The 23,903-nt window shown below is 71.9% G+C and carries 16 protein-coding genes; 7 read left to right on the top strand and 9 right to left on the bottom strand.

Annotated features, from left to right (window positions below; translation table 11 throughout):
• Nucleotides 1-6: 6 nt before the first annotated feature.
• The 5 genes from ACZ4QV_RS28920 to ACZ4QV_RS28900 all read right to left on the bottom strand — a co-directional run bounded on the left by ACZ4QV_RS28920 (nt 7) and on the right by ACZ4QV_RS28900 (nt 7,770).
• Nucleotides 7-1,863, bottom strand: a complete 1,857-nt coding sequence (locus ACZ4QV_RS28920; protein ID WP_361142663.1) for a branched-chain amino acid ABC transporter permease — start codon at nt 1,861-1,863, stop codon at nt 7-9.
• Nucleotides 1,864-1,868: 5 nt separating this feature from the next.
• Nucleotides 1,869-2,798: a branched-chain amino acid ABC transporter permease gene (locus ACZ4QV_RS28915; protein WP_361142660.1), complete on the bottom strand. Its 930-nt coding sequence runs from the start codon at nt 2,796-2,798 to the stop codon at nt 1,869-1,871.
• A 203-nt stretch (nt 2,799-3,001) separates the two neighbouring features.
• Nucleotides 3,002-4,234, bottom strand: a complete 1,233-nt coding sequence (locus ACZ4QV_RS28910; RefSeq protein ID WP_361145113.1) for a branched-chain amino acid ABC transporter substrate-binding protein — start codon at nt 4,232-4,234, stop codon at nt 3,002-3,004.
• 560 nt (nt 4,235-4,794) lie between these two features.
• Nucleotides 4,795-5,271 carry a PaaI family thioesterase gene (locus ACZ4QV_RS28905; protein ID WP_361142657.1) on the bottom strand — a complete coding sequence of 159 codons (477 nt, stop codon included), beginning with the start codon at nt 5,269-5,271 and terminating at the stop codon, nt 4,795-4,797.
• Nucleotides 5,272-5,481: 210 nt separating this feature from the next.
• The gene (locus ACZ4QV_RS28900; protein ID WP_361589230.1) at nt 5,482-7,770 is read right to left on the bottom strand and encodes an FdhF/YdeP family oxidoreductase; all 2,289 of its coding nucleotides are present in this window, start codon (nt 7,768-7,770) and stop codon (nt 5,482-5,484) included.
• Between the two features lie 166 nt (nt 7,771-7,936).
• Here ACZ4QV_RS28900 and polA point away from each other — a divergent pair, with 166 nt between their 5' ends.
• The gene (gene polA, locus ACZ4QV_RS28895; protein ID WP_361142652.1) at nt 7,937-10,675 is read left to right on the top strand and encodes a DNA polymerase I; all 2,739 of its coding nucleotides are present in this window, start codon (nt 7,937-7,939) and stop codon (nt 10,673-10,675) included.
• Between the two features lie 78 nt (nt 10,676-10,753).
• On the opposite strand, the gene ACZ4QV_RS28890 is transcribed toward polA, so the two are convergent.
• Nucleotides 10,754-11,614, bottom strand: a complete 861-nt coding sequence (locus tag ACZ4QV_RS28890; RefSeq protein ID WP_467763584.1) for a DUF4184 family protein — start codon at nt 11,612-11,614, stop codon at nt 10,754-10,756.
• 156 nt (nt 11,615-11,770) lie between these two features.
• Between ACZ4QV_RS28890 and ACZ4QV_RS28885 the strand changes: the two genes are divergently transcribed.
• The 3 genes from ACZ4QV_RS28885 to pgfA all read left to right on the top strand — a co-directional run bounded on the left by ACZ4QV_RS28885 (nt 11,771) and on the right by pgfA (nt 14,975).
• Nucleotides 11,771-13,642 carry a lytic transglycosylase domain-containing protein gene (locus ACZ4QV_RS28885; protein ID WP_467763583.1) on the top strand — a complete coding sequence of 624 codons (1,872 nt, stop codon included), beginning with the start codon at nt 11,771-11,773 and terminating at the stop codon, nt 13,640-13,642.
• 186 nt (nt 13,643-13,828) lie between these two features.
• Nucleotides 13,829-13,963, top strand: coding sequence for an SPW_0924 family protein (locus tag ACZ4QV_RS28880; RefSeq protein WP_361142645.1), 135 nt, complete (start codon nt 13,829-13,831; stop codon nt 13,961-13,963).
• A gap of 19 nt (nt 13,964-13,982) precedes the next feature.
• Nucleotides 13,983-14,975, top strand: a complete 993-nt coding sequence (gene pgfA / locus ACZ4QV_RS28875; protein WP_361142643.1) for a cell envelope lipid trafficking protein PgfA — start codon at nt 13,983-13,985, stop codon at nt 14,973-14,975.
• Here pgfA and hrpB read toward each other — a convergent pair.
• Both hrpB and ACZ4QV_RS28865 read right to left on the bottom strand, forming a co-directional pair.
• Nucleotides 14,962-17,661 (bottom strand): ATP-dependent helicase HrpB, encoded by a 2,700-nt coding sequence (gene hrpB, locus ACZ4QV_RS28870; RefSeq protein WP_467763582.1) that lies wholly within the window; start codon nt 17,659-17,661, stop codon nt 14,962-14,964. The two genes, pgfA and hrpB, sit on opposite strands and share 14 nt — an antisense overlap.
• A gap of 150 nt (nt 17,662-17,811) precedes the next feature.
• Entirely contained in the window at nt 17,812-18,678 is an 867-nt protein-coding gene (locus ACZ4QV_RS28865; protein ID WP_361142637.1) for a class I SAM-dependent methyltransferase, read from the bottom strand.
• Between the two features lie 373 nt (nt 18,679-19,051).
• On the opposite strand from ACZ4QV_RS28865, the gene rpsA reads away from it, so the two are divergent.
• Complete coding sequence (gene rpsA / locus ACZ4QV_RS28860; protein WP_467763581.1) at nt 19,052-20,569, top strand: 30S ribosomal protein S1; 1,518 nt, start codon at nt 19,052-19,054, stop codon at nt 20,567-20,569.
• A 258-nt stretch (nt 20,570-20,827) separates the two neighbouring features.
• Here rpsA and ACZ4QV_RS28855 read toward each other — a convergent pair whose 3' ends face one another.
• Nucleotides 20,828-21,832, bottom strand: coding sequence for a right-handed parallel beta-helix repeat-containing protein (locus tag ACZ4QV_RS28855; RefSeq protein WP_361636770.1), 1,005 nt, complete (start codon nt 21,830-21,832; stop codon nt 20,828-20,830).
• Nucleotides 21,833-22,192: 360 nt separating this feature from the next.
• Between ACZ4QV_RS28855 and ACZ4QV_RS28850 the strand changes: the two genes are divergently transcribed.
• Together ACZ4QV_RS28850 and coaE are read left to right on the top strand one after the other, a co-directional pair.
• Nucleotides 22,193-23,140: a proteasome assembly chaperone family protein gene (locus ACZ4QV_RS28850; RefSeq protein ID WP_467763580.1), complete on the top strand. Its 948-nt coding sequence runs from the start codon at nt 22,193-22,195 to the stop codon at nt 23,138-23,140.
• 99 nt (nt 23,141-23,239) lie between these two features.
• Nucleotides 23,240-23,836 carry a dephospho-CoA kinase gene (gene coaE, locus ACZ4QV_RS28845; protein WP_361636767.1) on the top strand — a complete coding sequence of 199 codons (597 nt, stop codon included), beginning with the start codon at nt 23,240-23,242 and terminating at the stop codon, nt 23,834-23,836.
• Nucleotides 23,837-23,903: the final 67 nt, after the last annotated feature.

Here is a 23,903-nt window from a genome sequence, read left to right as displayed (position 1 = left end):
GTCTCGTCACGCCTTCGCCTGGGTGCCGCCGCCGAGGGCCTGGTCCCCGGCGGGCAGGCGCGTATCGGGTACGTCGAGCTGGCCGGTCTCGTGGAATTCGAGCTGCTTCCTGCGGTCGGGGATCAGGCCCTCGGGGCGGAAGCGCATGAGCAGGACGAGGGCGAGGCCGAACAGGAAGAGCTGGTAGTCCTGGAGGAAGTCGAGTTTGGCGGGGATGAGGAAGAGCAGGGCCGCGCCGACCAGGGGACCGCTGAGGGTGCCCATGCCGCCGAGGATGACGGCGGCGAGCAGGAACGCGGAGTTGGGCGGGGTGGGCCCGGCGAACTGGAACTGCTCGGGGGTGGCGGTGGTGACGACGTGGACGTGCACGGTGCCGGCGAACCCGGCGAGGGCGGCGCCGAGGGCGAAGGCGAGCAGGCGCAGCCGGAAGCTGTTGACGCCCATGGCGACGGCGGCGGTCTCGTCCTCCCGGATGGCGATCCAGGCGCGGCCGATGCGGGAGGCGGCGGCCCGGCGGAAGACCAGGACGACGACGGCGGTCACGAGGATCATCAGGAGGTAGTAGTTGCCGTAGGTGGCGATGGTGAAGCCGAGGATCTCGTGGGGTTCGCCGAAGTTGAAGCCGAAGATCTCCAGGTTGGGGATGTTGGGGATACCCATGGCGCCGTTGGTGACGTCGGGGCCGGTGGTGCCGTTGAGGTTGAGCATGGCGATACGGAAGATCTCGCCGAAGCCGAGGGTGACGATGGCGAGGTAGTCCCCGCGCAGACGCAGGGTGGGGGCGCCGATCAGTACGCCGAAGGCGAGGGAGGCGGCGGCGCCGGTCAGCAGGGCGGCCCAGAACGGGAAGTGGAGCCCGAGGGCCGATTCGGGGCTGCCGGAGACGAGGGCGGCCGCGTAGGCGCCGACGCCGAGGAAGGCCACGTAGCCGAGGTCGAGGAGGCCGGCCAGACCGACGACGACGTTCAGGCCGAGCGCGACGGTGGCGAAGATCAGGATGTTGGCGCCGATGATCGTGTACTGGTCGGTGTCCTGGGTGAACGGGAAGCAGGCCGCGGCGACGAAGGCCGCGGCGAGCGCGACGCCGCGGTGCCGTGCGGTGATCTCCGTGAGGCGGCGGACGAGTCCGGCGCGGAGCAGGGCGGGCGCGGCGAGCGCGACGAAGATCAGGTAGCCGACGAAGGGCGCGCCGTCCTCCGCGTCGATGCCGTAGGTGAAGACGTACAGCCCGGCGCCGAAGGCCGCGGCGATGACCAGGATCTCGCCCCAGGAGGGCAGGGGCCGTACGGGTTTGCGTGGCGGTACGGAGGCCAGGGCGCCGGTGAAGCGCTGCCGGGCGCCGGGCGCCGGGGCGGCCTCCGGGCCCGCCGGGGCGGGGCGGTCGGCGGGCAGGCCGAGGGCGCCCAGGAACGTGGCGAGCGCGGCGACGCCCGCGATGAAGCCGCCGGCTTCGAGGTTGACCAGGCCGCCCAACTGGACGGCGATGGCGCCGAGGGTGAACCAGGTGGCGGCGAGGGTGGCGAGGGACGCGAACAGGACGGGGGCGGTGCGGCCGGCCGGGGTGAGCCAGCCGAAGCCGCGGACGCCGAGGCCGGCGAGGGCGAACAGGAGGGTGAGGACGCCGCCGGCGAAGGTGATCAACTGGAGGCCGGCGGGGGAACCGTAGTAGGTGAGGTCGCCGGGGAAGTCGCTGCTCCAGGTCCAGGCCAGGGCGGTGGAGGCGGCGGTGGCGAGGGCGGCGGCCGCGGTGGCGAGGAGGGCGCCGCGTTCGGGGAGGGGGAGGACCCCCGGGGGACGCCGCGTCGCGGTCCCGGTTGTCTTCCCGGTGCCGTTGCCGCCGTTGGCGGGTGTGGTGGTGGTCATCGCTATCACGCCCGATCCGCGACGCGTTCGCCGAGCAGGCCCTGTGGCCTGAGCAGGAGGACGAGGATGAGGAGGACGAAGGCCCAGACGTCCTTCCAGGCACCGCCGCCGAACTGCTGCATGCCGGGGATCTCCTCGACGTAGCCGGTGGCGAGCGCTTCCGCGACGCCGAGGACGAGGCCGCCGAGCATGGCACCGTAGATGTTGCCGATGCCGCCGAGGACTGCGGCGGTGAAGGCTTTCAGGCCGAGGATGAAGCCCATCCGGAACTGCACCTCGCCGGTGCGCAGCCCGTAGGCGACGGCGGCGACGCCCGCGAAGACCGCGCCGATGGCGAAGGCCAGCACGATGATCCGGTCGGTGTTGATGCCCATGAGCTTGGCGGTGTCCGGGTCCTGGGCGGTGGCCTGCATGGCGCGGCCGCTGCGGGTGCGGGCGACGAAGAAGCCGAGGGCGATCATGCAGGCCGGGGCGGCGACGATCACGAAGAGGTCGCCGCGCTGGACGGTGGCGCCCAGGATCTCGAAGGAGTCCCCTTTGAACTGCGGGAAGACCCGGGCCTTGTTGCCCTCGGGGTACCACATCCAGACGGCCTGCTGGAGGGCGATGGACAGGCCGATGGCGGTGATCAGGGGCGCGAGGCGGGGCGCGCCGCGCAGCGGCCGGTAGGCGAAACGTTCCGCTGCCACGCCGACGAGTCCGGAGACGACGACGGCCCCGAGGAGCATCAGGGGCAGCGCGAGGAGGAGGGACGTGCCGGACGGCATGACGAGGTGGACGGTGAGCGCGCCGAAGCCGCCGACCATGAAGATCTCGCCGTGCGCGAAGTTGATGAGCTGGACGATGCCGTAGACCATCGTGTAGCCGATCGCGATGAGTCCGTACATCGCGCCGAGGATGAGTCCGTTGGCCAGCTGTTGCGGCAGTTCGTTCACCGCAGGGCCTCCGTGGGGTGGGAAGACGGTACGGGCGGTGGCGGCGAGCCCGTGTGCCGCGGGCTGCGCCGGAGGGCGTTCGTGGCGTCCTGGCGCGGCCCGGGGGCACTGGCCGGTGGGATGGAGCGGCGGGGCCCGGCGGGCCCGGGACCGCGGACGGTACGGGCCCGCCGGCCTCGGCGGTACGGGCCGGTCCGGCCGGGTCAGCTCTTGCCGGCCTTGTCGAACTTCTTGAACTCGGCGCTGAAGCGGGCGACCCACTTGCCCTGGTCGACCTGGTAGGCGGTGATCATGGTGTTGGTGGTGTCGCCGTACTTGTCGAAGGAGACGCGGCCGGTGACGCCGTCGAAGGAGACCTGGTTCATGGCGTCGACGACCTTCTTGCGCGCGTCGGCGGGCAGCTTGCCACCGTTGTCCGCGACGACCTTCTTGACGGCCTGGATCAGGGACCAGGCGGCGTCGTAGGAGGAGCCGCCGTACGCCTCGTAGCGGTCCTTGTAGCCGGCGGCCCGGTAGTCGTCGATGAACTTCTTCGCGGAGTCGAGCTGTTCGACGGGCTTGCCGACGGAGGACGCGTAGTCGCCCTGCGCCTTCTTGTTGAGCTTGATGTAGTCGGCGCTGTACATGCCGTCGCCGCCCATCAGGGGCACGGTGACGCCGCCGTCCTTGAGCTGCTGGCTCAGCGGCCCGGACGCGGGGTACTCGCCGCCGTAGAAGACGACGTCCGGCTTGGCCGCCTTGACCTTGGCGACGACGGCCTTGAAGTCGCGGTCCTCCGGGTTGACGTGCTCGGAACCGACGATCTTGCCGCCCAGTTTGGTGAACTGGGTGCGGAAGGAGGCGGCGAGGCCGGCGCCGTAGGTCTTCTGGTCGTCGATCACGTAGGCGTTCTTGAACTTGGCCTTTTCCCAGGCGAACTGGCCGTCGAAGGCGCCCTGCACCTCGTCGGTGGTGGCCGTGCGGAAGTAGGTGGAGAACTGCCGCACGCGCTTGTTCTGCTTCCAGTCCTTGCCCTGGGTCAGGTCCGGGGTGGTGTTGGCGGGGGAGACCAGCGCCACGCCGTTCTGCTCGGCGACCTGCTGCATGGACTGGGCGACGCTGGAGTTCAGCGGGCCGACGATGCCCAGGACGTCCTTGTCGCCGGCGAGCTTGGTGGCGTTCTGCTGACCCACGTTGGCCTGCGCCTTGTCGTCGAGCGGTTCGAGCTTGAACTCGACGCCCTTGACCTCGCCGGCCTTGTTGGCGTTGTCGACGGCGAGCTGGGCGGAGTTGCGGATGCCGAGGCCGAGGGCGGAGAGCTCGCCGGTGATCGGGGCGTCGAGTCCGATGGTCACGGACGTCTTGGACCCCTCGCCGCCCTTCTTGTCGTCGCCGCGGGAACCGCATGCGGAGAGTGTGAGGGCGCCTGCGGTGACCGCGGTGGTGAGTATGAGCAAGGAACGGTGACGCACGATCAGTCCTTTCCCTGGCGCGGTCGGGCGCGTCGCACGACCGTTTCGCGCGCCGGGCTGTACGGGTGGTACAGGGTCCGTGCTCGCAACGCGCGCCCGGCGGCGCGGTGACTGGCGGTGACTCTAGAGCGGTGCCCGGTGGCCTGACAGCGGCGCTGACCAGGATGTGACGCTCTTGTTATGACCGTCGATGAGCGTTTTGCCCTCATGCTCCTTACATTCGGCGCGGACGCCGAGCGGAGCGTGAACTGGCACTTCCCGCAGGGGATTTGAGGCCGATCATGGTGCGGACGTCCGCATAGCGGATGGGACGTGCGGGACAGGGGAGAGGCCCGTGCGGCAGAGGGGGCCCGGCGGCGGTGGCACCCGCCGCGCGGACTACGGAGCGTTACGGGACGCGGGGGCGTACGGCGCTGAGCGGACGACGGGGTGCGCGCGCCGGAGAGCGTACGGCGGCGGCCCCGCTCCCTCTCCGGGAACGGGGCCGCCAGGACGCCGTGGGGGCCGCGCTCGGAGCGCGGCAGGGCTGTCGGGCTGTCAGAGGGTCAGCCGCGGTGGTACACCGACGCGTCCACGTCGCGCAGCATGCAGGTCAGCCGGGCGCTGCAGACCCGCCTGCCGTCCTCGTCGGTGATCGCGACCTCGTACGTGGCGGACGAGCGGCCCCGGTGCACCGGAGTGGCCACGCCGGTGACCAGGCCGGAGCGGGCGCCGCGGTGGTGGGTGCAGTTCAGGTCGACGCCGACCGCCAGCTTGGTGGGGCCGCCGTGCAGCATCGCGCCGACCGAGCCGAGGGTCTCGGCGAGCACCGCGGAGGCGCCGCCGTGCAGCAGCCCGTACGGCTGGGTGTTGCCCTCGACCGGCATGGTGCCGACGATCCGCTCCGGCGCGGCCTCCAGGACCTGCACGCTCATACGCGTACCGAGGTGACCGGCGGAGAACAGCGCGGCGAGGTCCAGGCCGAGCCCGGCCCACTGGTCGATGATCTCCTGCGGAAACGTGGTCGCGCGCTGCTCGCCCATGTCCTGCGGCTCCGTTCGTGTGCCGGTGGCGGCGGTGCGGCGCGCCGGGGCGGCGCCGGTCCGACGCCGGTCGTTGAGTCGTGCACGTTCTTATCAGGCTACGGAGCGGCGGTACGGGCCGGGGCGGCGACCCGTACCGTACGCGCCTCCTGGTCACGCCTGCGCGGTCCGCTCACGCTCGCGGCTCCCCGTCACGCCTGTGGCGTCCGGTCACGTCTGCGGCGCCACCGGCTCCAGGCGGACCACCAGCGACTTCGAGGCGGGGGTGTTGCTGGTGTCGGCGGTGTGGTCGAGCGGCACCAGGACGTTGGTCTCCGGGTAGTACGCCGCAGCGCAGCCGCGCGCGGTCGGGTAGTGGACGACGCGGAAGCCGGGCGCGCGCCGCTCCGTGCCGTCGGTCCATTCGCTGACGAGGTCCGTGTACGAGCCGTCGGCCAGGTCCAGCGCGCGGGCGTCCTCGGGGTTGACCAGGACGACGCGGCGGCCGTTCTTGATGCCGCGGTAGCGGTCGTCGAGGCCGTAGACGGTGGTGTTGTACTGGTCGTGCGAGCGCAGCGTCTGGAGGAGCAGCCGGCCTTCGGGCAGATGCGGGTACTCCACGGGCGCGGCCGTGAAGTTGGCCTTGCCGGTGGCCGTGGGGAAGCTGCGGCTGTCGCGCGGGGCGTGCGGGAGGGCGAAGCCGCCCGGGCGGGCCACCTTGGCGTTGAAGTCCTCGAAACCGGGGACGACACGGGCGATCCGGTCACGGATCGTGCCGTAGTCCTTCTCGAAGTCCTCCCAGGGCGTGCGGCTGCCCGGCCCGAGGGCGCGGCGCGCGAGGCGGGCCACGATGGCGGGCTCGGAGAGCAGGTGGGGGCTCGCGGGCGCGAGGCGGCCGCGCGAGGCGTGCACCATGCCCATGGAGTCCTCGACGGTCACGAACTGCTCGCCGCCCGCCTGCACGTCGCGCTCCGTGCGGCCCAGGGTGGGCAGGATCAGGGCGCGGGCGCCGGTGACGACGTGCGAGCGGTTGAGCTTGGTGGAGACGTGGACGGTCAGCCGGGCGCGGCGTACGGCGGCCTCGGTGACGTCCGTGTCGGGGGTGGCGGAGACGAAGTTGCCGCCCATCGCGAAGAAGACCTTGGCGTCACCGTCGCGCAGGGCCCGGATGGCCCGTACGACGTCCAGGCCGTGCTCGCGGGGCGGCGCGAAGCCGAACTCCTTCTCCAGGGCGTCCAGGAAGGCGGGGGCGGGGCGCTCGAAGATACCCATCGTACGGTCGCCCTGCACGTTGCTGTGGCCGCGCACCGGGCACACGCCCGCGCCGGGGCGGCCGATGTTGCCGCGCAGCAGCAGGAAGTTGACGACTTCCTGGATGGTGGGGACGGAGTGCTTGTGCTGGGTCAGGCCCATGGCCCAGCAGACGATCGTGCGGCGGGACGCCAGGACCATCTCCAGCGCGCGCTCGATCTCCTCGCGGGTCAGGCCTGTGGCGGCGAGCGTGGCGTCCCAGTCGTCGTCTGCGCGGGCGGCCGCGGCGAATTCCTCGAAGCCGTGGGTGTGCTCCTCGACGAACTCGGTGTCGACGGCGCCCTCGGTCTCCAGGACGAGTCGGTTGAGCGTACGGAAGAGGGCCTGGTCGCCGCCGAGGCGCACCTGGAGGAAGAGGTCGGTCAGGGCCGTGCCGCGCCCGGCGAGGCCACGCGGGCTCTGCGGGTTCTTGAAGCGCTCCAGGCCCGCCTCGGGCAGCGGATTGATCGAAATGATCTTGGCGCCGCCGGCCTTGGCCTGCTCCAGGGCGGAGAGCATCCGGGGGTGGTTGGTGCCGGGGTTCTGCCCGGCGACGATGATCAGATCGGCCTTGTACAGGTCCTCCAGCAGGACGCTGCCCTTGCCGATGCCGATGGTCTCCGTCAGCGCGGAGCCCGACGACTCGTGGCACATGTTCGAGCAGTCGGGCAGGTTGTTCGTGCCGAATTCACGCGCGAAGAGCTGGTAGAGGAAGGCGGCCTCGTTGCTCGTGCGGCCGGAGGTGTAGAAGACGGCCTCGTCGGGGGAGTCGAGCGCGGTCAGCTCCTCGCCGATGATGTCGAAGGCCCGCTCCCAGGACACCGGTACGTACCGCTCGGCGCCCTCGGCCAGATACATCGGCTGGGTCAGGCGGCCCTGCTGGCCGAGCCAGTAGCCGCTGCGGTCCGCGAGGTCGGAGACCGGGTGGGCGGCGAAGAAGTCGGGGGTGACGCGGCGGAGGGTGGCCTCCTCGGCCACGGCCTTGGCGCCGTTCTCGCAGAACTCGGCCGCATGGCGGTGCTCGGGCTCGGGCCAGGCGCAGCCGGGGCAGTCGAAGCCGTCCTTCTGGTTGACCCGGAGCAGCGTCAGGGCCGTGCGGCGCACGCCCATCTGCTGCTGGGAGACGCGCAGTGCGTGGCCGATGGCCGGCAGGCCGACGGCGTAGTGCTCGGGCGGCGTGACCTCGGGTGCGTCCTGGATGGGGTCCGACGCGGGCGGCTTGCCTGCCATGACGCTCTCCCTTGAGCCGAGTGCTGTGCGGTTAGGGGTACGGCGCCGCCGACACCGCGGGGCGGTGATAGGTGCCGTATACAGAATCCTGTCACGGACGGCTGACGGTGGCGCCGCCGCGGTCGTCGCGGCGGGGATTGTCAGTGGGGCGTGGCAGGATCGGGGTGTGGCAGCAAAGGCAGCGAAGAAGAGCGAAGCGACCGGCACCGAAGCGGTGGAGGGCGGCCGTCCCCGGCTGCTCCTGATGGACGGGCATTCCATGGCGTACCGGGCGTTCTTCGCCCTGCCCGTGGAGAACTTCACCACCGCCTCCGGGCAACCGACCAATGCGATCTACGGCTTCGCGTCGATGCTCGCGAACACCCTGCGTGACGAGGCGCCCACGCACTTCGCGGTGGCCTTTGACGTCTCCCGCAAGACCTGGCGCTCCGAGGAGTTCCCCGACTACAAGGCGAACCGCTCCAAGACGCCCGACGAGTTCAAGGGCCAGGTCGAGCTGATCGGCGAGATGCTGGACGCGATGCACGTCAAGCGCTTCGCCGTGGAGGGCTTCGAGGCCGACGACGTCATCGCCACGCTCGCCACCCAGGCCACCGCCCAGGGCTTCGAGGTCTCCATCGTCACCGGTGACCGCGACTCCTTCCAGCTGGTCACCGACGACGTCACGGTGCTGTACCCCACCAAGGGCGTCTCCGAGCTGACCCGCTTCACCCCGGAGAAGGTCCAGGAGAAGTACGGCCTGAGCCCCGCCCAGTACCCGGACTTCGCGGCGCTGCGCGGGGACCCGTCCGACAACCTGCCCGGCATTCCCGGCGTCGGCGAGAAGACCGCCGCGAAGTGGATCAACCAGTTCGGTTCGTTCGCGGAGCTGGTGGAGCGCGCCGAGGAGGTCAAGGGCAAGGCCGGGCAGAATTTCCGCGACCACCTGGAGGCGGTCAAGCTCAACCGCGTCCTGACCGAGATGGTGCGCGACGTGGAGCTGCCCTGCGGCCCCGCCGAGCTGGCGCGCGCGGCGTACGACCGCTCGGCGCTGACCGTCTTCCTGGAGACGCTGGAGATCCGTAACCAGGGGCTGCGGGAGCGCCTGCTCGCCGCCGACCCGGGCGCGGCCGAGGCCGAGGACGCCGGGCCCGCGCCCGCCGAGGTGGAGATCGACGGCACGGTCGCCGGCGCCGGCGAGCTGGCCCCGTGGCTGGCCGAGCACGGCGGCAAGCTGCTGGGCGTCTCCACGGTCGACACCTGGACGGTGGGCAGCGGCAGCGTCGCCGAGGTCGCCCTGGCCACCGCCGAGGGCCCGGCCGTCTGGTTCGACCCCACCACGCTGGACGAGGCCGACGAGCGCGCCTTCGCCGCCTGGAGCGCCGACCCGGCGAGCCACAAGGTCATGCACAACGTCAAGGGCCTCCTGCGGGTCTTCGGCGAGCACGGCTGGAGCATCGACGGCGTCACCATGGACACTGCCCTCGCCGCCTACCTGGTCAAGCCCGGCCGCCGCTCCTTCGCGCTGGACGCCCTGTCCGTCGAGTACCTGGGCCGCGACTTGGCCCCGGCCGCCGAGAGCGACGGACAACTGGCCTTCGGCGCCGACGACCGTGCCCAGGCGGACGCCCTGATGAACCAGGCCCGTACGGTCCTGGACCTCGGCGCCGCCATGACCACCAAGCTCGACGAGGTCGGCGCGGCCGGTCTGCTGCGCGACCTGGAGCTGCCCACCAGCGTGCTGCTGGCCCGGATGGAGCGGGCCGGCATCGCCGCCGACCGGGGCTGGCTGGAGCGCATCGAGCAGCAGTTCGCCGCCGCCGTCCAGCAGGCAGTGCAGGAGGCGCACGCCGCGGCGGGCCACGAGTTCAACCTCGGCTCGCCCAAGCAGCTCCAGGAGGTCCTCTTCGGCGAACTGGGCCTGCCGAAGACGAAGAAGACCAAGACCGGTTACACCACCGACGCCGACGCCCTGGCCTGGCTCGCCGCGCAGACCGAGAACGAGCTCCCGGTGATCATGCTGCGCCACCGGGAGCAGTCCAAGTTGCGCACCACGGTCGAGGGCCTGATCAAGACGATCGCGGCGGACGGCCGTATCCACACCACCTTCAACCAGACCGTCGCCGCCACCGGCCGCCTCTCCTCCACCGAACCGAACCTGCAGAACATCCCGGTCCGCACCGACGAGGGCCGCGCGATCCGCCGCGGCTTCGTCGTCGGCGAGGGGTACGAGTCCCTGCTGACCGCCGACTACAGCCAGATCGAGCTGCGCGTGATGGCCCACCTCTCCGAGGACGAGGGCCTGATCGAGGCGTTCACCTCAGGCGAGGATCTGCACACCACCGTCGCCTCCCAGGTCTTCTCGGTCGCCAAGTCCGAGGTCGACCCGGAGATGCGCCGCAAGATCAAGGCGATGTCCTACGGCCTGGCGTACGGCCTGTCGGCGTTCGGCCTGTCCCAGCAGCTCGGCATCCAGCCCGACGAGGCCCGCCGCCTGATGGACACCTTCTTCGAGCGGTTCGGCGGGGTGCGCGACTACCTCCAGGACGTCGTCGACAAGGCCCGCGCCACCGGCTACACCGAGACGATCATGGGTCGCCGCCGCTACCTCCCCGACCTGAACAGCGACAACCGCCAGCGCCGCGAGATGGCCGAGCGGATGGCGCTGAACGCCCCCATCCAGGGCACCGCAGCCGACATCGTCAAGGTGGCGATGCTGCGGGTCGACGAGGCGATGCGGGCGGCCGGTCTCACCTCCCGGATGCTGCTCCAGGTGCACGACGAAATCGTGGTCGAGGTCGCGCCCGGCGAGCGCAAGCAGGTCGAGGAGCTGGTGCGGCGCGAGATGGCGGGCGCCGTGGAGCTGCGCGCCCCGCTGGACGTGTCGGTCGGCTCCGGCGGCGACTGGGAGTCGGCCGCGCACTGAGCCGCGTGACGGGCGGGAGGCGCCGCGCGCACGGACGGGTGCGCGGCGCCGCTGCCTCCCGTCCGCGCGTGTGGCCGTCTACGACTGTGCGCCGGAGTGGTCGTACGCGGCCGTGCCGTCGGCCCGGGGCGTGCGGCGGTGCAGCAGCCGTACCGCCACCGCGTACAGCGGCAGCCCGAGGGCGAGGCCCGCTCCCGCGCCGAAGAGCACGGTCGGTATGTAGTCGAACCAGGTCACGGCCAGGTCCCCGTACGCGGCGCGGGCCCGCAGCGTACGGTGCACCGCGCCGCCGACCAGGCACAGCGCGAGCAGCGCCACGCCGAGCAGCCGCCGCCCTCCGGCCAGCGCCGGCAGCCCGGCCGGAGCGGGCGTGTCCGGCGCCTGCCGCAGTGCCGTCCACAGGAACCAGCCGATCAGGGCCAGGGCCAGCGCCGACGTGCCGTACTGGACGTACGTGCAGAGCGGGAAGCCCCCGACGGCCTCGTTGAGGACGGGCAACAGCCGCGTGCCCCAGCGCCCCGGATGCGTGAACGCGTCCCAGACGACGTGGGTCAGCGCGCCCAGCACCGCCGAGACGTAGAACCAGATGGCGAACGCCGCGAGCGGCCCACCGCCCGTCGGCCAGGGGCGACCGCGGACCACCGCGTACACCCTCCCGCGCCAGGCCGCCGGCAGCAGCGCCACCAGCGGTTCGCGGAGCAGCAGCCAGCCGCGGACGAGCAGGGCGGTGACCAGCACGTCCACCGTGAGCACGCCCGGCACCCCGTGTGTGACGTCGCCGAAGAGCATCGCGCCGGGCACCACGGTGTCCGCGTAGTACGTCAGGTCCGGCGCGAACGATCCGGCGACGAGAGCCGAGGCGACCAGCGGCCCACGCGCCGTCCCGGTCCGCCGCAGGGCCGGGAACACCGCGGCGGCATGGCTGAGTGTGAACGGCATGACTCTCTCCCTGATCGTTTAGGATCAGTATGTCTGGCGTTGAGAGCAGTAGATGCCCGCCGGAAGTTGTCGTAGTGTCACGTGAGTTGGGAGCGCCGGGGAGCGCTGCACGGCGCCGTGCGCGCGGTGGATCAACGCGGAGGGGACGGGCAACAGATGGCAGCCACATTCGGGCGGCGGCTCCGCAAAGGAGCGGCCTCGACGGCGGTGGCAGCGCTCGCGCTGGCCGCCCTGACCGCGTCCCAGGCGCCGGGAGCGGCCGAGGCCAGGACCGGGAACGCCACCGGAGAGCCCGTGGCACCGGCGGGCGACACGCCCATCGACGGCGGCTCGCCCTACTACACCGACCTGCCGCCCCTGAACAGCCCGGTCAAGCCCGGAGGTTCGCCCGGCACCGGCGGCCCGGCCGCCACCGGCCCGGCCGAGGCCGGCATCCCCGCCACCGTCCTGGACGCGTACAAGAAGGCCGAGGCCCGCGTCGCCCAGTCGGACCCCGGCTGCCGGCTGCCCTGGCAACTGCTCGCCGCCATCGGCAAGGTGGAATCCGGCCACGCCCGCGGCGGCGCCGTGGACGCCGAGGGCACCACCGTGCAGCGCATCACCGGACCGCAGCTCAACGGCAACGGCTTCGCGAAGATCACCGACACCGACCACGGCGTCTTCGACGGCGACACCACGCACGACCGCGCAGTGGGCCCGATGCAGTTCATCCCCTCGACCTGGTCCCAGGGCGGCCCCGACGGCACCGGCTGGGGTGCCGACGGCAACGGCGACGGCAAGAAGGACCCCAACAACATCTACGACGCCGCCCTCGGCGCCGGCCGCTACCTCTGTGCCAACAACCGCGACCTGTCCGTACAGGGCGACCTGGACAAGGCGGTCCTCGGCTACAACCCGTCGACGGAGTACCTGAACACCGTCCTGTCCTGGCTCGCCTTCTACCGCAAGGGCACCCACGAGGTCCCCGACGGCAAGGGTCTGCTGCCGGTGCACCGCGGTGGCTCGGGCAGCGGCCGGGACGTCGCCGCGGGCGCCGGGCCCACTCCGGGCCGTACGACCTTCCCCAGCCCCCGGCCCGGCACCGGACACGGCGACGGCGGCAAGGACACCGGCGGCAAGACCACCGAACCCGCCCCGGGCGGCAGCAAGCCGGGCGGCGGCAAGCCGACGACCCCGCCCACCGGCCCCGGCCCTTCCAAGCCCGACCCCACCGACCCGCCGACCACCCCGCCCACCAAGCCGCCGACCAAGCCCGCGCCGGTCACCGCCCTGGAGCGGCTCGGCGCGAAGGACCTCACGGCCACCGCGGGCGAGGACTTCGCCGAGCCGGTACGCGTACGGGCGAAGAACGCCGACGGCAAGCCGGTCGCGGGTGTACCCGTCGAGTTCCGCCTGATCGGCAGGACCGGTGCCCGTTTCGCGGGCAAGACCGACCATGTCACCGTCCCGACCGGCGCCGACGGCATCGCCACCGCGCCGAAGCTCGGCGCGGGCGACCAGGCCGGCAGCTTCACCGTGCGGGCGACCGCGGTGGGCCGCCAGGTCCCGCCGACCGACGTCCGCGCCACCGTCAAGGCCAAGCCCGCGCCCGAGCCCAAGGCCGACGCGCTGGCCCGCACCTCCGACAAGGAGCTGACGGCCAAGGCCGGCACCTCCTTCGCCGAGGGCGCCGTCGAGGTCGAGGCCACCTACCAGGGGAAGATCGCGGCGGGCGTCGCGGTCACCGCGACCATGGTCACCGACGACCCGAAGCAGCCCGTGGAGAACGACAAGGGGCCGTACTTCGCCGCGGCGGGCAAGGGCACGGCCAAGGATCAGGGCACGGCCACGGGTTCGGCCAACAACCAGGCCAACAACCAGGCCAAGGACCAGGAGAAGCCGGTCCGCAGCCTCACCCTCAAGACCGGCGCCGACGGCCTGCTCAAGCTGCCGGAGATCCGTACCGACCAGCACGCGGGCACGTTCCTGCTGCGTCTGACCACCGCGGACGGCGCGGTCCTGACCGTGCAACTGACCGTCACGACCTAGCCGCCGCGCGTACTCCCAAGCCACTGCCACCGCCGTCCCGCTCCCACCGAGCCGGACGGCGGTGGCAGTCGCGGTCCCGGGCCGCGGCCGCGGCCGTGGTGCAACGTGTTCTCATCTGCGCCGCCCGTTGCTACGGTGCCCCAGCCTCGACGCCCTGACGCCCGTACAGCTCAAGGGAGGCCGACCATGCGCGCACTGACCGCCGTCGCGATCGGACTGGCCGCGGCCTTCGCCCTGGTCCTCGCCGTCACCGCGGCCGGCGTGCCCAGCGGCGGGACCTCACCCGAACCGCTGCGCACCACGGTCCCCGCACACCCCTGAGAGGGAGGGCGCCGCCGCCATGCGACGCAAAGCCAGCCTGGTCCTGCTCGCCTTCGCCGTCTTCTTCGCGGCGCTGTCCCCGCTGCTGCGCTGGTACGCCTTCCCGCGGCTCGCCAAGGTCCCGCCGAACCAGTACCAGGACATGGTCCTGGAGGCGAAGCCCGCCACCCTCCTCGACTACGGCACGATGAAGGCCCGCCAGGTCCCCGAGGTCTCCATCGTCCAGACCCTCAAGGGCAACGTCGAGGAGTCCGAACGCATCGAGCGGACCGCCGGCCGCGACGTCGTGGTCTGGGACGCGCTCTCCCATGTCGTGGGCCCCGACGGCACCATGGTCTCCCAGATCCCCGAACGCTACATCTTCGACGCCCACACCCAGGAACCCGTGCACGCCACCGGCGAAATGGTCGACGGCGACCCCGTACGGCGTACCGGCATCGAGTTCAAGTGGCCCTTCCTCACGGAGCCGCGCGACTACGACTACTTCGACGCGCAGACCCGTACCTCCGCCCCCATCCACTACAAGGGCACCCGCACCTTCCGTGGCCTGGACGTGTACTACTTCGAGCAGACCATCCCCTGGACCAAGGTCCCGCTCCCGAAGAAGATGCCGGTCCAGGGCATCACCCCGCAGGCCGTCGAGAAGGCCGGCACCAGCCGCTGGTACAGCACCAAGCGGATGTTCTGGGTGGATCCGGTCACCGGCGCGCCCGTCAACGGGGAGGAGGACCACCGCGAGGAACTGCGCGGCGGCAGCCTCGTGCCCGGCGGCGGCAAGGTCACCGCCTTCTCCGGCCACGTCAAGATGCGGCCGGACTACGTGGCGGCCACCGTCGACCTCGTGACCTCGCAGCGCCGGCTCGTCCTGCTCCTCACCAGCCATCTGCCCTGGGGCTTCCTCGGCCTCGGCGCCGCGCTCCTCACCCTGAGCCTCGTGCTGGAGGCCCGCGGCCGCCGCCCGCACCGGGGCCGCCCGGAACCGGACCGCGCCGAGCGTGTCAGCTCCGCTTGAGACGCGCCGTCGTGTACCGGGTCGGCTGGGCGCCCGACGGGTCCTCGGGCCAGGGGTGCTTCGGGTACCGGCCGCGCAACTCGGCCCGTACGGACCGGTAACCGTCCTTCCAGAAGGACGCCAGATCGGCCGTGACGGCGGCCGGGCGCCCGGCGGGGGACAGCAGATGTACGAGGACGGGGACGCGGCCGCCGACCACCCGGGGGGACTCCTGCCAGCCGAACAGTTCCTGGAGCTTGACGGCCAGTACGGGCTGCTCGCCGCCGTAGTCCACCCGGATCCGCGACCCGCTCGGCACCTCGATGCGCTCCGGCGCCAGCTCGTCGAACCGGACCGCCGCCCCGCTCGCCCACGGCAGCAACCGGGCCAGCGCCTGACCCGCGTCGACCCGCTCCAGATCGGCACGCCGCCGCGCCCGGCCCAGCTCCACCCCGAGCCACGCGTCGAGCTGCCCCAGCAGCGCCGCGTCCGACACGTCGGGCCAGTCGCCGCCCAGCACCCGGTGCAGGAAGGCCATCCGCTGCCGCAGCGACCGCGCGCCGTCGGACCAGCGCAGCAGCCCGAGCCCGTCCGCGCGCAAGCCGTCCTCCAAGGCCTCCCGGACGAGGGCGGGGGCGGGGGAGCGCAGTGGGCGGGCCACCAGTTCGACGGCGCCGAGCCGTTCGACGGAGCGGGCCACCACGTCGCCGTCGGCCCAGCGGACCTCCTCGCCCGCCGCGTACAGCGCCCCGGCCGCCGCACGCGCGGTGTCCTCGTCGATCACGGCCGCCAGCCGCACCCGCGCGGACGCCGCCGTCACCGGACGGTCGGCGACCGCCACGGCCAGCCACGGCGCGCTGCGCAGCCGTGAACCGTCCGCCGGCTCGGCGCCGGTCCCCGACGCCATCAGGAACGTCCCCGCGCCCCGGGAGCGCGCCACCCGCTCGGGGAATGCGAGAGCGGCGACCAGTCCGGCGACCGCGTCGTCACCGGCATCGGCACCGGCACCCGTACCGGCCCTGGCCCCTGCACCCGCACAGGCCCCTTCCCCGGCGCTGTCCGCGGGGCGGGCCGGGCCCGCCCCCGACGTCGCGTCCGTACGGTTCTCGGACCGCTTCCGCGAGCCGGCCGTCACCGCGGAGGCCAGCCGGCGGGCCTCCTGGCGCCAGCGGGCGCCGTAGGCGTCCTGCCCCCTCCGGGCCGTACGCCACGCGGCCGCCAGATCGTCCCCGTACTCCCGCGGCGGCTCCTCGCTCAGCAGCGCGACCACCTCGGCGGCACGGCGCTCGCCGACCTGCCGCGCGCCGTCCAGCAGGGCGCGCGCCAGGCGCGGGTGCAGGCCGAGCCGGGACATCCGTACGCCCCGGCCCGTGACCCGGCCGTCCGCGCCCACCGCCCCGATCGCCGTCAGCACCTCGCGCGCGGCGGCCAGCGCACCGGCGGGCGGCGCGTCCAGCAGGGCCAGACCCGCCGCGTCCGGATCACCCCAGCAGGCGGCCTGCAACGCGAACGCGGTGAGGTCCGCGACCTTGATCTCCGGCGCCGGGAAACGCGGCAGCCGCCCGTCCTCGCCCTCGGACCAGCAGCGGTAGACCGTTCCCGGCGCCTCGCGCCCGGCCCGCCCCGCACGCTGCCGCGCCGACGCCTGGGAGGCCCGTACGGTCGTCAGCGCGCTCAGCCCCCGCGCATGATCGGTACGGGGCTCCCGCGCCAGCCCGCAGTCCACGACCACCCGCACGCCCGGCACCGTCAGGCTCGACTCGGCCACCGAGGTCGCCAGCACCACCCGGCGCCGGTCCGCGCTGCCGGCCAGTACCGCGTCCTGGACGGCGGCCGGCGCCCGCCCGTGCACCTGCAACACCTCGGTACCGGCGTCCGCCACATCGCCCAACTGCCCCGCCACCCGCGCGATCTCGCCGACCCCCGGCAGGAAACACAGCACGTCCCCCGGCCGCTCACGCAGAGCCCGCCGCACCGTCGCCGCGACGTGCCCGAGCAGCGCCGGATCGACCCGCATGCCGTGCGCGGGCCGCACGGGCCGCTCCGGCGGCGCCCAGACGACCTCCACGGGATGGGACACCCCTGCCGCCTCGACCACCGGGGCCGCGCCGTCGCCGTCGCCCGTGGTGTCGTTGCCCGCGGTGGTGCCGTCACGGCCCAGGAGGCGGGCCCAGCCCGCCGCGTCCGTCGTCGCCGAAGCCGCGATCAGCCGCAGCTCCGGGCGCAGCGTCGCCCGTACGTCCAGGAGGAAGGCGGCGGCGGTGTCGGCGTCCAGGTGCCGCTCGTGACACTCGTCGAGCATCACGGTGTCGACGCCCGACAGTTCGGGGTCCCGCTGCAACCGTTGCAGCAGCACACCGGTGGTCACGACCTCGACGACCGTACGGGGCCCGGCCCGGCGCTCACCGCGCACGGTGAAGCCGACCCGGTCGCCCACCTGCTCGCCCAGCAGCCAGGCCATCCGCCGGGCGGCGGCGCGGGCCGCGATCCGGCGTGGCTCGGCGACGAGGACGCGGCGGGGGGTGTCCGCAGGGGAGTACGGGCCGTCCTGACCGGTCAGACCGGCCAGCGCCAGCGGCACCAAGGTCGTCTTGCCGGTGCCCGGGGGCGCGCAGAGCACCGCCGCGCCGTCTGCGGCCAGCGCTCGCTCCAGGGAGGGCAGGGCGGTCCGTACGGGCAACTGGGCGAGGGCGTCGTGGCGGATCACGCCACCAGTTTCCCGGAACGGTTCGGGCGGGGTGGTGCGGGGCGCTGCCGGACCGTTCCTTCAGCCAGGCAGCCAGGCAGCCAGGCAGCCAGGCAGCCAGGCAGCCAGGTGGGCAGCCGGCCCGTCGGCCAGCTCGTGACGCAGACGAACTCAGTCCGCGACGCAGACAAAGATCGCCGTACCGGGAATCAGATTCCCGCGCAGCGGCGACCAGCCGCCCCACTCCTGCGTGTTCCACTCCGGCCACTCCGGCTCGACCAGGTCCACCAGCCGGAAGCCCGCGACGGCCACGTCCCGCACCCGGTCGCCCAGCGTCCGGTGGTGCTCCACGTACACCGCGCGGCCCGTCTCGTCCTGCTCGACGTAGGGCGTGCGGTCGAAGTAGGACGCGCCGACGCTCAGGCCCTCCGGGCCCGGCTCGTCGGGGAAGGCCCAGCGGATCGGGTGGGTCACCGAGAACACCCAGCGGCCACCGGGCCGCAGCACCCGCCGTACCTCGCGCAGCACGCGTACCGGGTCGGCCACGAAGGGGATCGCCCCGTACGCGGAGCACGCGAGGTCGAAGGAGGCGTCACGGAAGGGGAGCGCGCCCGCGTCCGCCTCGACGAGTTCGACCTGGGCCGACACGCCCGGAGCCGGGGCCCGGCCGGTGGACCCGTCCGGCCCGGTGGGCTCCGCCCCCGTACCGATGCGCAGGGCGTGCTGGAGCTGCCGGTGCGAGAGGTCGAGCGCGACCGGGTGGGCGCCCTGCGCCGCCAGCCAGCGGGAACACTGGGCCGCGCCCGCCCCGATCTCCAGGACGCGCTGCCCCTTCAGCCCGGTCGCGGGCCCCAGGAGCCCGGCTTCCGCCTCGTCCAGCCCTTCGGGGCCCCAGACGAACCGGTCGTCCCCCAGGAACGCTCCGTGATCGTTCTGGTACTCGTCCGCGTTGCGGTCCCACCAGCCGCGGCTGGCCCGGCTGCTCTCCGCGTCCGAGGCGGCACGTCGTGTTGCCTCCGGCTCGCACTCTTGGTTCATTGCGCCCCGTCGTCGTACTCTTCGTGAGCTTGTGGCTGCCGGTGGCCCAGAGGCCCTGACGGCCTCGCGGAACATGGCGGGTGCCGGTTATGGGGCGTTCCGCCCCGGGTGTGCGTCTTCGCGCATTGACCGTGTCCGGCTGCCCCCGTATGCTACAAGTTGCGCTGCGGGCCTGCGCACCTCAGACGGAGCAGGTCGCGCTCGCATCTGTATGTATGTCCCCTCGGTTTTCGGGACGCTGCCGGTGCTTCGGTTGGTTAGGAGTGCCGTGTTCAGCCGTCCCTGACGCTGTCCGGTCTTATGCAGAGGCGATACAGGCTCTCGGCGTAGCAGTACCTACGACTTCAATGTCCGTACCGGAGCCCTTTCCCACATGACGAGCAGCACCGAGACCACCGCCACCACCCCGCAGGTTGCGGTCAACGACATCGGTAACGAGGAAGCCTTCCTCGCCGCGATCGACGAGACGATCAAGTACTTCAACGACGGCGACATCGTCGACGGCGTCATCGTGAAGGTCGACCGGGACGAGGTCCTGCTCGACATCGGTTACAAGACCGAAGGCGTTATCCCGAGCCGCGAGCTCTCGATCAAGCACGACGTCGACCCCAACGAGGTCGTCGCCGTCGGTGACGAGATCGAAGCCCTTGTTCTCCAGAAGGAGGACAAGGAAGGCCGCCTGATCCTCTCGAAGAAGCGCGCCCAGTACGAGCGTGCCTGGGGCACCATCGAGAAGATCAAGGAAGAGGACGGGATCGTCACCGGTACCGTCATCGAGGTCGTCAAGGGTGGTCTCATCCTCGACATCGGCCTCCGTGGCTTCCTGCCGGCCTCCCTGGTCGAGATGCGCCGCGTGCGCGACCTGCAGCCCTACGTGGGCAAGGAGCTCGAAGCCAAGATCATCGAGCTGGACAAGAACCGCAACAACGTGGTCCTGTCCCGCCGTGCCTGGCTGGAGCAGACCCAGAGCGAGGTCCGTCAGACCTTCCTCACCACCCTCCAGAAGGGTCAGGTGCGCTCCGGCGTCGTCTCCTCCATCGTCAACTTCGGTGCCTTCGTGGACCTGGGTGGCGTGGACGGCCTGGTGCACGTCTCCGAGCTGTCCTGGAAGCACATCGACCACCCCTCCGAGGTCGTCGAGGTCGGCCAGGAGGTCACGGTCGAGGTGCTGGACGTCGACATGGACCGCGAGCGCGTGTCCCTGTCGCTCAAGGCGACCCAGGAAGACCCGTGGCAGCAGTTCGCCCGGACCCACCAGATCGGTCAGGTCGTCCCGGGTAAGGTCACCAAGCTCGTTCCGTTCGGTGCGTTCGTCCGCGTCGACGAGGGCATCGAGGGTCTGGTCCACATCTCCGAGCTGGCCGAGCGCCACGTGGAGATCCCGGAGCAGGTCGTCCAGGTCAACGACGAGATCTTCGTCAAGGTCATCGACATCGACCTGGAGCGTCGCCGGATCTCGCTGTCGCTGAAGCAGGCCAACGAGTCCTTCGGCGCCGACCCGACGGAGGTCGAGTTCGACCCGACCCTGTACGGCATGGCCGCGTCCTACGACGACCAGGGCAACTACATCTACCCCGAGGGCTTCGACCCGGAGACCAACGACTGGCTGGAGGGCTACGAGGCCCAGCGCGAGGCGTGGGAGACCCAGTACGCCGAGGCGCAGCAGCGCTTCGAGCAGCACCAGGCCCAGGTCATCAAGTCGCGCGAGGCCGACGAGCAGGCTGCGGCCGAGGGTGCGGCGGCTCCGGCCGCGGGCGGCTCGGGCAACGCCGGCGGCGGCAACGTCTCGGGTGGCTCGTACTCCTCCGAGTCGAGCGACAACTCCGGCGCCCTGGCGTCGGACGAGGCCCTGGCCGCGCTGCGCGAGAAGCTGGCCGGTGGCCAGAGCTGAACGCGTCCCGGCCGGTGAGTGCCGTCGGTGAAGACCGGTGAGCGCTGACAGGTAGGACATGGAAGGCCCGCTCCCCTTGTGGGGGCGGGCCTTCGTCGTGGTTCGGGGGTCGGGGGGGGCTGAAGGTGTTTGCCGGGCGCCGTGATGTCTTATTGGGGCTGCTGGGGGTGAGGTTCGGGTTGGGGCTGGGACTGGGGCCGGGGTCGGGGTTGAGGTCGGGGTTGAGGTCGGGGTTGAGGTTTGGGCCGGGGTCGGGAGCTAGCCGACCGGAACGCCCGGGGTGGCGATCCCGCGTCCGCCCGTGACCGTGTTGTCGCCGGAAATCGTCACTGGACAGGTGGACGCGTTGTAGTTGGTGATGTGGAACCCGTAGCGGTTCGGGCCCGACGCTCCGCCCAGGTCGGACCGGTTGCCGCGGAAGACCGTGCCGCAGCCCCAGCCCGGCTGCTGGCTGTGCGTCTCGTAACCGTTGTTACGGGTGTGCTTGCCGGTGTTGCCCTCCACCAGCACCTTGTTGCCCTTGATGTCGGCCCACGAGTCGTCGAAGTGGGCGCCGGTCAGCCCGCTGCCGTCGAACGTATTGCCAATGATCTTCGCCCCGGTGGTGCCCTCCTTGATGTCGATGTTCTCGCCGCCGACGCCGGGCCCGATGGTGTTGCGCAGAATCTGCACGTTGTCGCTCTTGTCCCCGGTTCCGCCCGCACTGCCCACGTACACCCCCTCGCCCATACCGCTGCCGTCCCGCCCGGTGTCGTAGATCCGCGAGTTCTTGATGACGCCGTCCCTGCTGGACTTACGGAAGTGCACCCCCTCCATGTCCAGGCCGTGCACGGTGACGGAGTCGAGGACCACGCCGTTCGCCCCGTCCGTCACGATGCCCTTCTGGCCGCCGGTGACGGTGATGCCCCGTACCGTCCAGTACGAGGCGCCGTTCAAGTGGAGCCCGTAACCGCCGCTCGCCGCCAGAACAGCCTTGGCCGAGCCGGTGAGAGTGATCCGCGCGGAAGCGCCGGCCGCGGTGGCGGCCTTGAAGTTGCCCTGGTACGTACCGTCCGCGAGGCGAACGGTGTCACCGGGCTCGGCGGCCGACAGGGCGTCCTTGAGCTGGGCGGCGGTGGAGACGTCGATGGTGCGGGCGGCGGCTGGGGGAGCGGCTGGGGCAGGCCCCGGAGTGCTCCCGTGCGCCGCGCCAGGGGTCGAGAGCAGGGCGCCGACGCTCAGCAGCACGGCGGCGGGAAGCGACAGAAGAGAACGTGTACGCATCGATGCGCCTTCCTGTACGTGAACGCAGAACGTCACCATGAACAGGGAACGGTGGTGAAGGTAGCACTAATCGATGCACGGTCAACCGCGGGAGGTGGATGGGGTGTTGGGGGGGTAGGTGCGATGGTGGCTGCGTGGTGGTGGCGGTTCCACCTTCGGCCCTCGAACTCTGCCGTTCACCAACATGAACATCCGTGTACGCGTCTCCCCATTACCTTCTTGGTGGCCCCGCGATACGCCGGTCGGCGTCGCTGCCACGGACACCTGTCCGCGCAGCATCGGCGGGTGGTGCGTCGCGGCGGGAATGCCGGAGGCACGTACGGCGTTCTGGGGGACGGACATCGAGGAGGAGCGGTCACTGTGTTGGATCCCCAGGGTTTGTACGAATGGGAGCCGAGCGGGCTCGCGGCGGTAGAGGCGATCACCGCGCGGGACTCCGCGGGGTTGGTGCTGCTGTACCACTTCGACGGCTACATCGACGCCGGTGAGACCGGCGACCAGATCGTGGAGCGCCTGCTGGGCAGCCTCACCCACCGGGTCGTCGCCCGCTTCGACCACGACCGCCTCGTCGACTACCGCGCCCGCAGGCCGCTGCTCACCTTCCAGCGCCACCGCTGGACCGCGTTCGAGACCCCGAGCATCGAACTCCGCCTCGTCGAGGACGCCACCGGCGCACCGTTCCTGCTGCTGTCCGGCCCGGAGCCGGACGTGGAGTGGGAGCGTTTCGCCGCCGCGGTGCGGCAGATGGTGGAGCGGCTCGGCGTACGACTGGCGGTCAACTTCCACGGTATCCCGATGGGCGTCCCCCACACCCGTCCCGTGGGCATCACCCCGCACGGCAACCGCACCGACCTCATGCCCGGCCACAGCAGCTTCTTCGACGAGGCCCAGGTGCCGGGCAGCGCCGAGTCGCTCATCGAGTTCCGGCTCGCGGAGGCAGGTCACGACGTGCTGGGCGTGGCCGCGCACGTACCGCACTATGTGGCCCGTTCCCCGTACCCGGACGCGGCCCTGACGGCCCTGGAGGCGGTGACGGCCGCCACCGGACTCGTGCTCCCGACCGCGGCGCACTCGCTGCGTACGGAGGCGCTGCGCACCCAGGAGGAGATCGAACGGCAGATCTCCGAAGGGGACGAGGAACTGGTCGCGCTGGTGAGCGGCCTTGAGCACCAGTACGACGCCGCGGCCGGCGCGGAAAGCCGGGGCAGCCTGGTCGCCGAGCCGATGGAACTGCCGTCCGCGGACGAGATCGGCCGGGAACTGGAGCGCTTCCTCGCGGAACGCGAAGGCGAGAACGGCGGCGCTTGAGGAGCAGGTGCCTGAAGAGCGGGCGCCTGAGGAGCACCGGTCGCCCATCGGGCCGGTGCCCGTGGCCGGGGGCGGACCGAGCCGTATAGCGTGGGCCCCATGGTGAAGGTGGGGCTTACGGGCGGTATCGGCGCAGGCAAGAGCGAGGTGTCGCGGCTGCTGGCGTCGTACGGCGCGGTGATCGTGGACGCCGACAAGATCGCACGTGAGGTGGTCGAGCCCGGCACGCCCGGACTCGCCGCCGTGACCGCGGAGTTCGGCGAGGACGTACTGTCCGCGGACGGCACCCTGGACCGGCCCAGACTGGGCGCGATCGTCTTCGCCGACCCGCAGAAACTCCAGGCCCTGAACGCGATCGTGCACCCCCTGGTGGGCGCACGATCGGCGGAGCTGGAAGCGGCGGCCGGCCCGGACGCGGTGGTCGTGCACGACGTACCTCTGCTCACCGAGAACGGCCTCGCGCCCCTGTACGACCTGGTCGTCGTGGTCGACGCGACGCCGGACACCCAGCTCGACCGGCTGGTACGGCTGCGAGGCATGGCCGAGAGTGAGGCCAGGGCCCGCATGGAGGCACAGGCGACACGCGAGAAGCGCCTCGCGATCGCCGACCTGGTCATCGACAACGACGGCCCACTGGAAGCCCTGGAGCCCCAGGTACGCAAGGTGTGGCACAACCTGCGCGAACAGACCGGCTGAGCGAGAGCGACACACTCCCTAACGACCGGCGGCGCACATCCGCCGACGGCTCCCTGGCCCCCACGCT

Source organism: Streptomyces sp. NPDC026394, from assembly GCF_055567735.1.
Note: the sequence above shows the minus strand (reverse complement) of the source record. Positions and strands in the feature narration are given on the sequence as shown.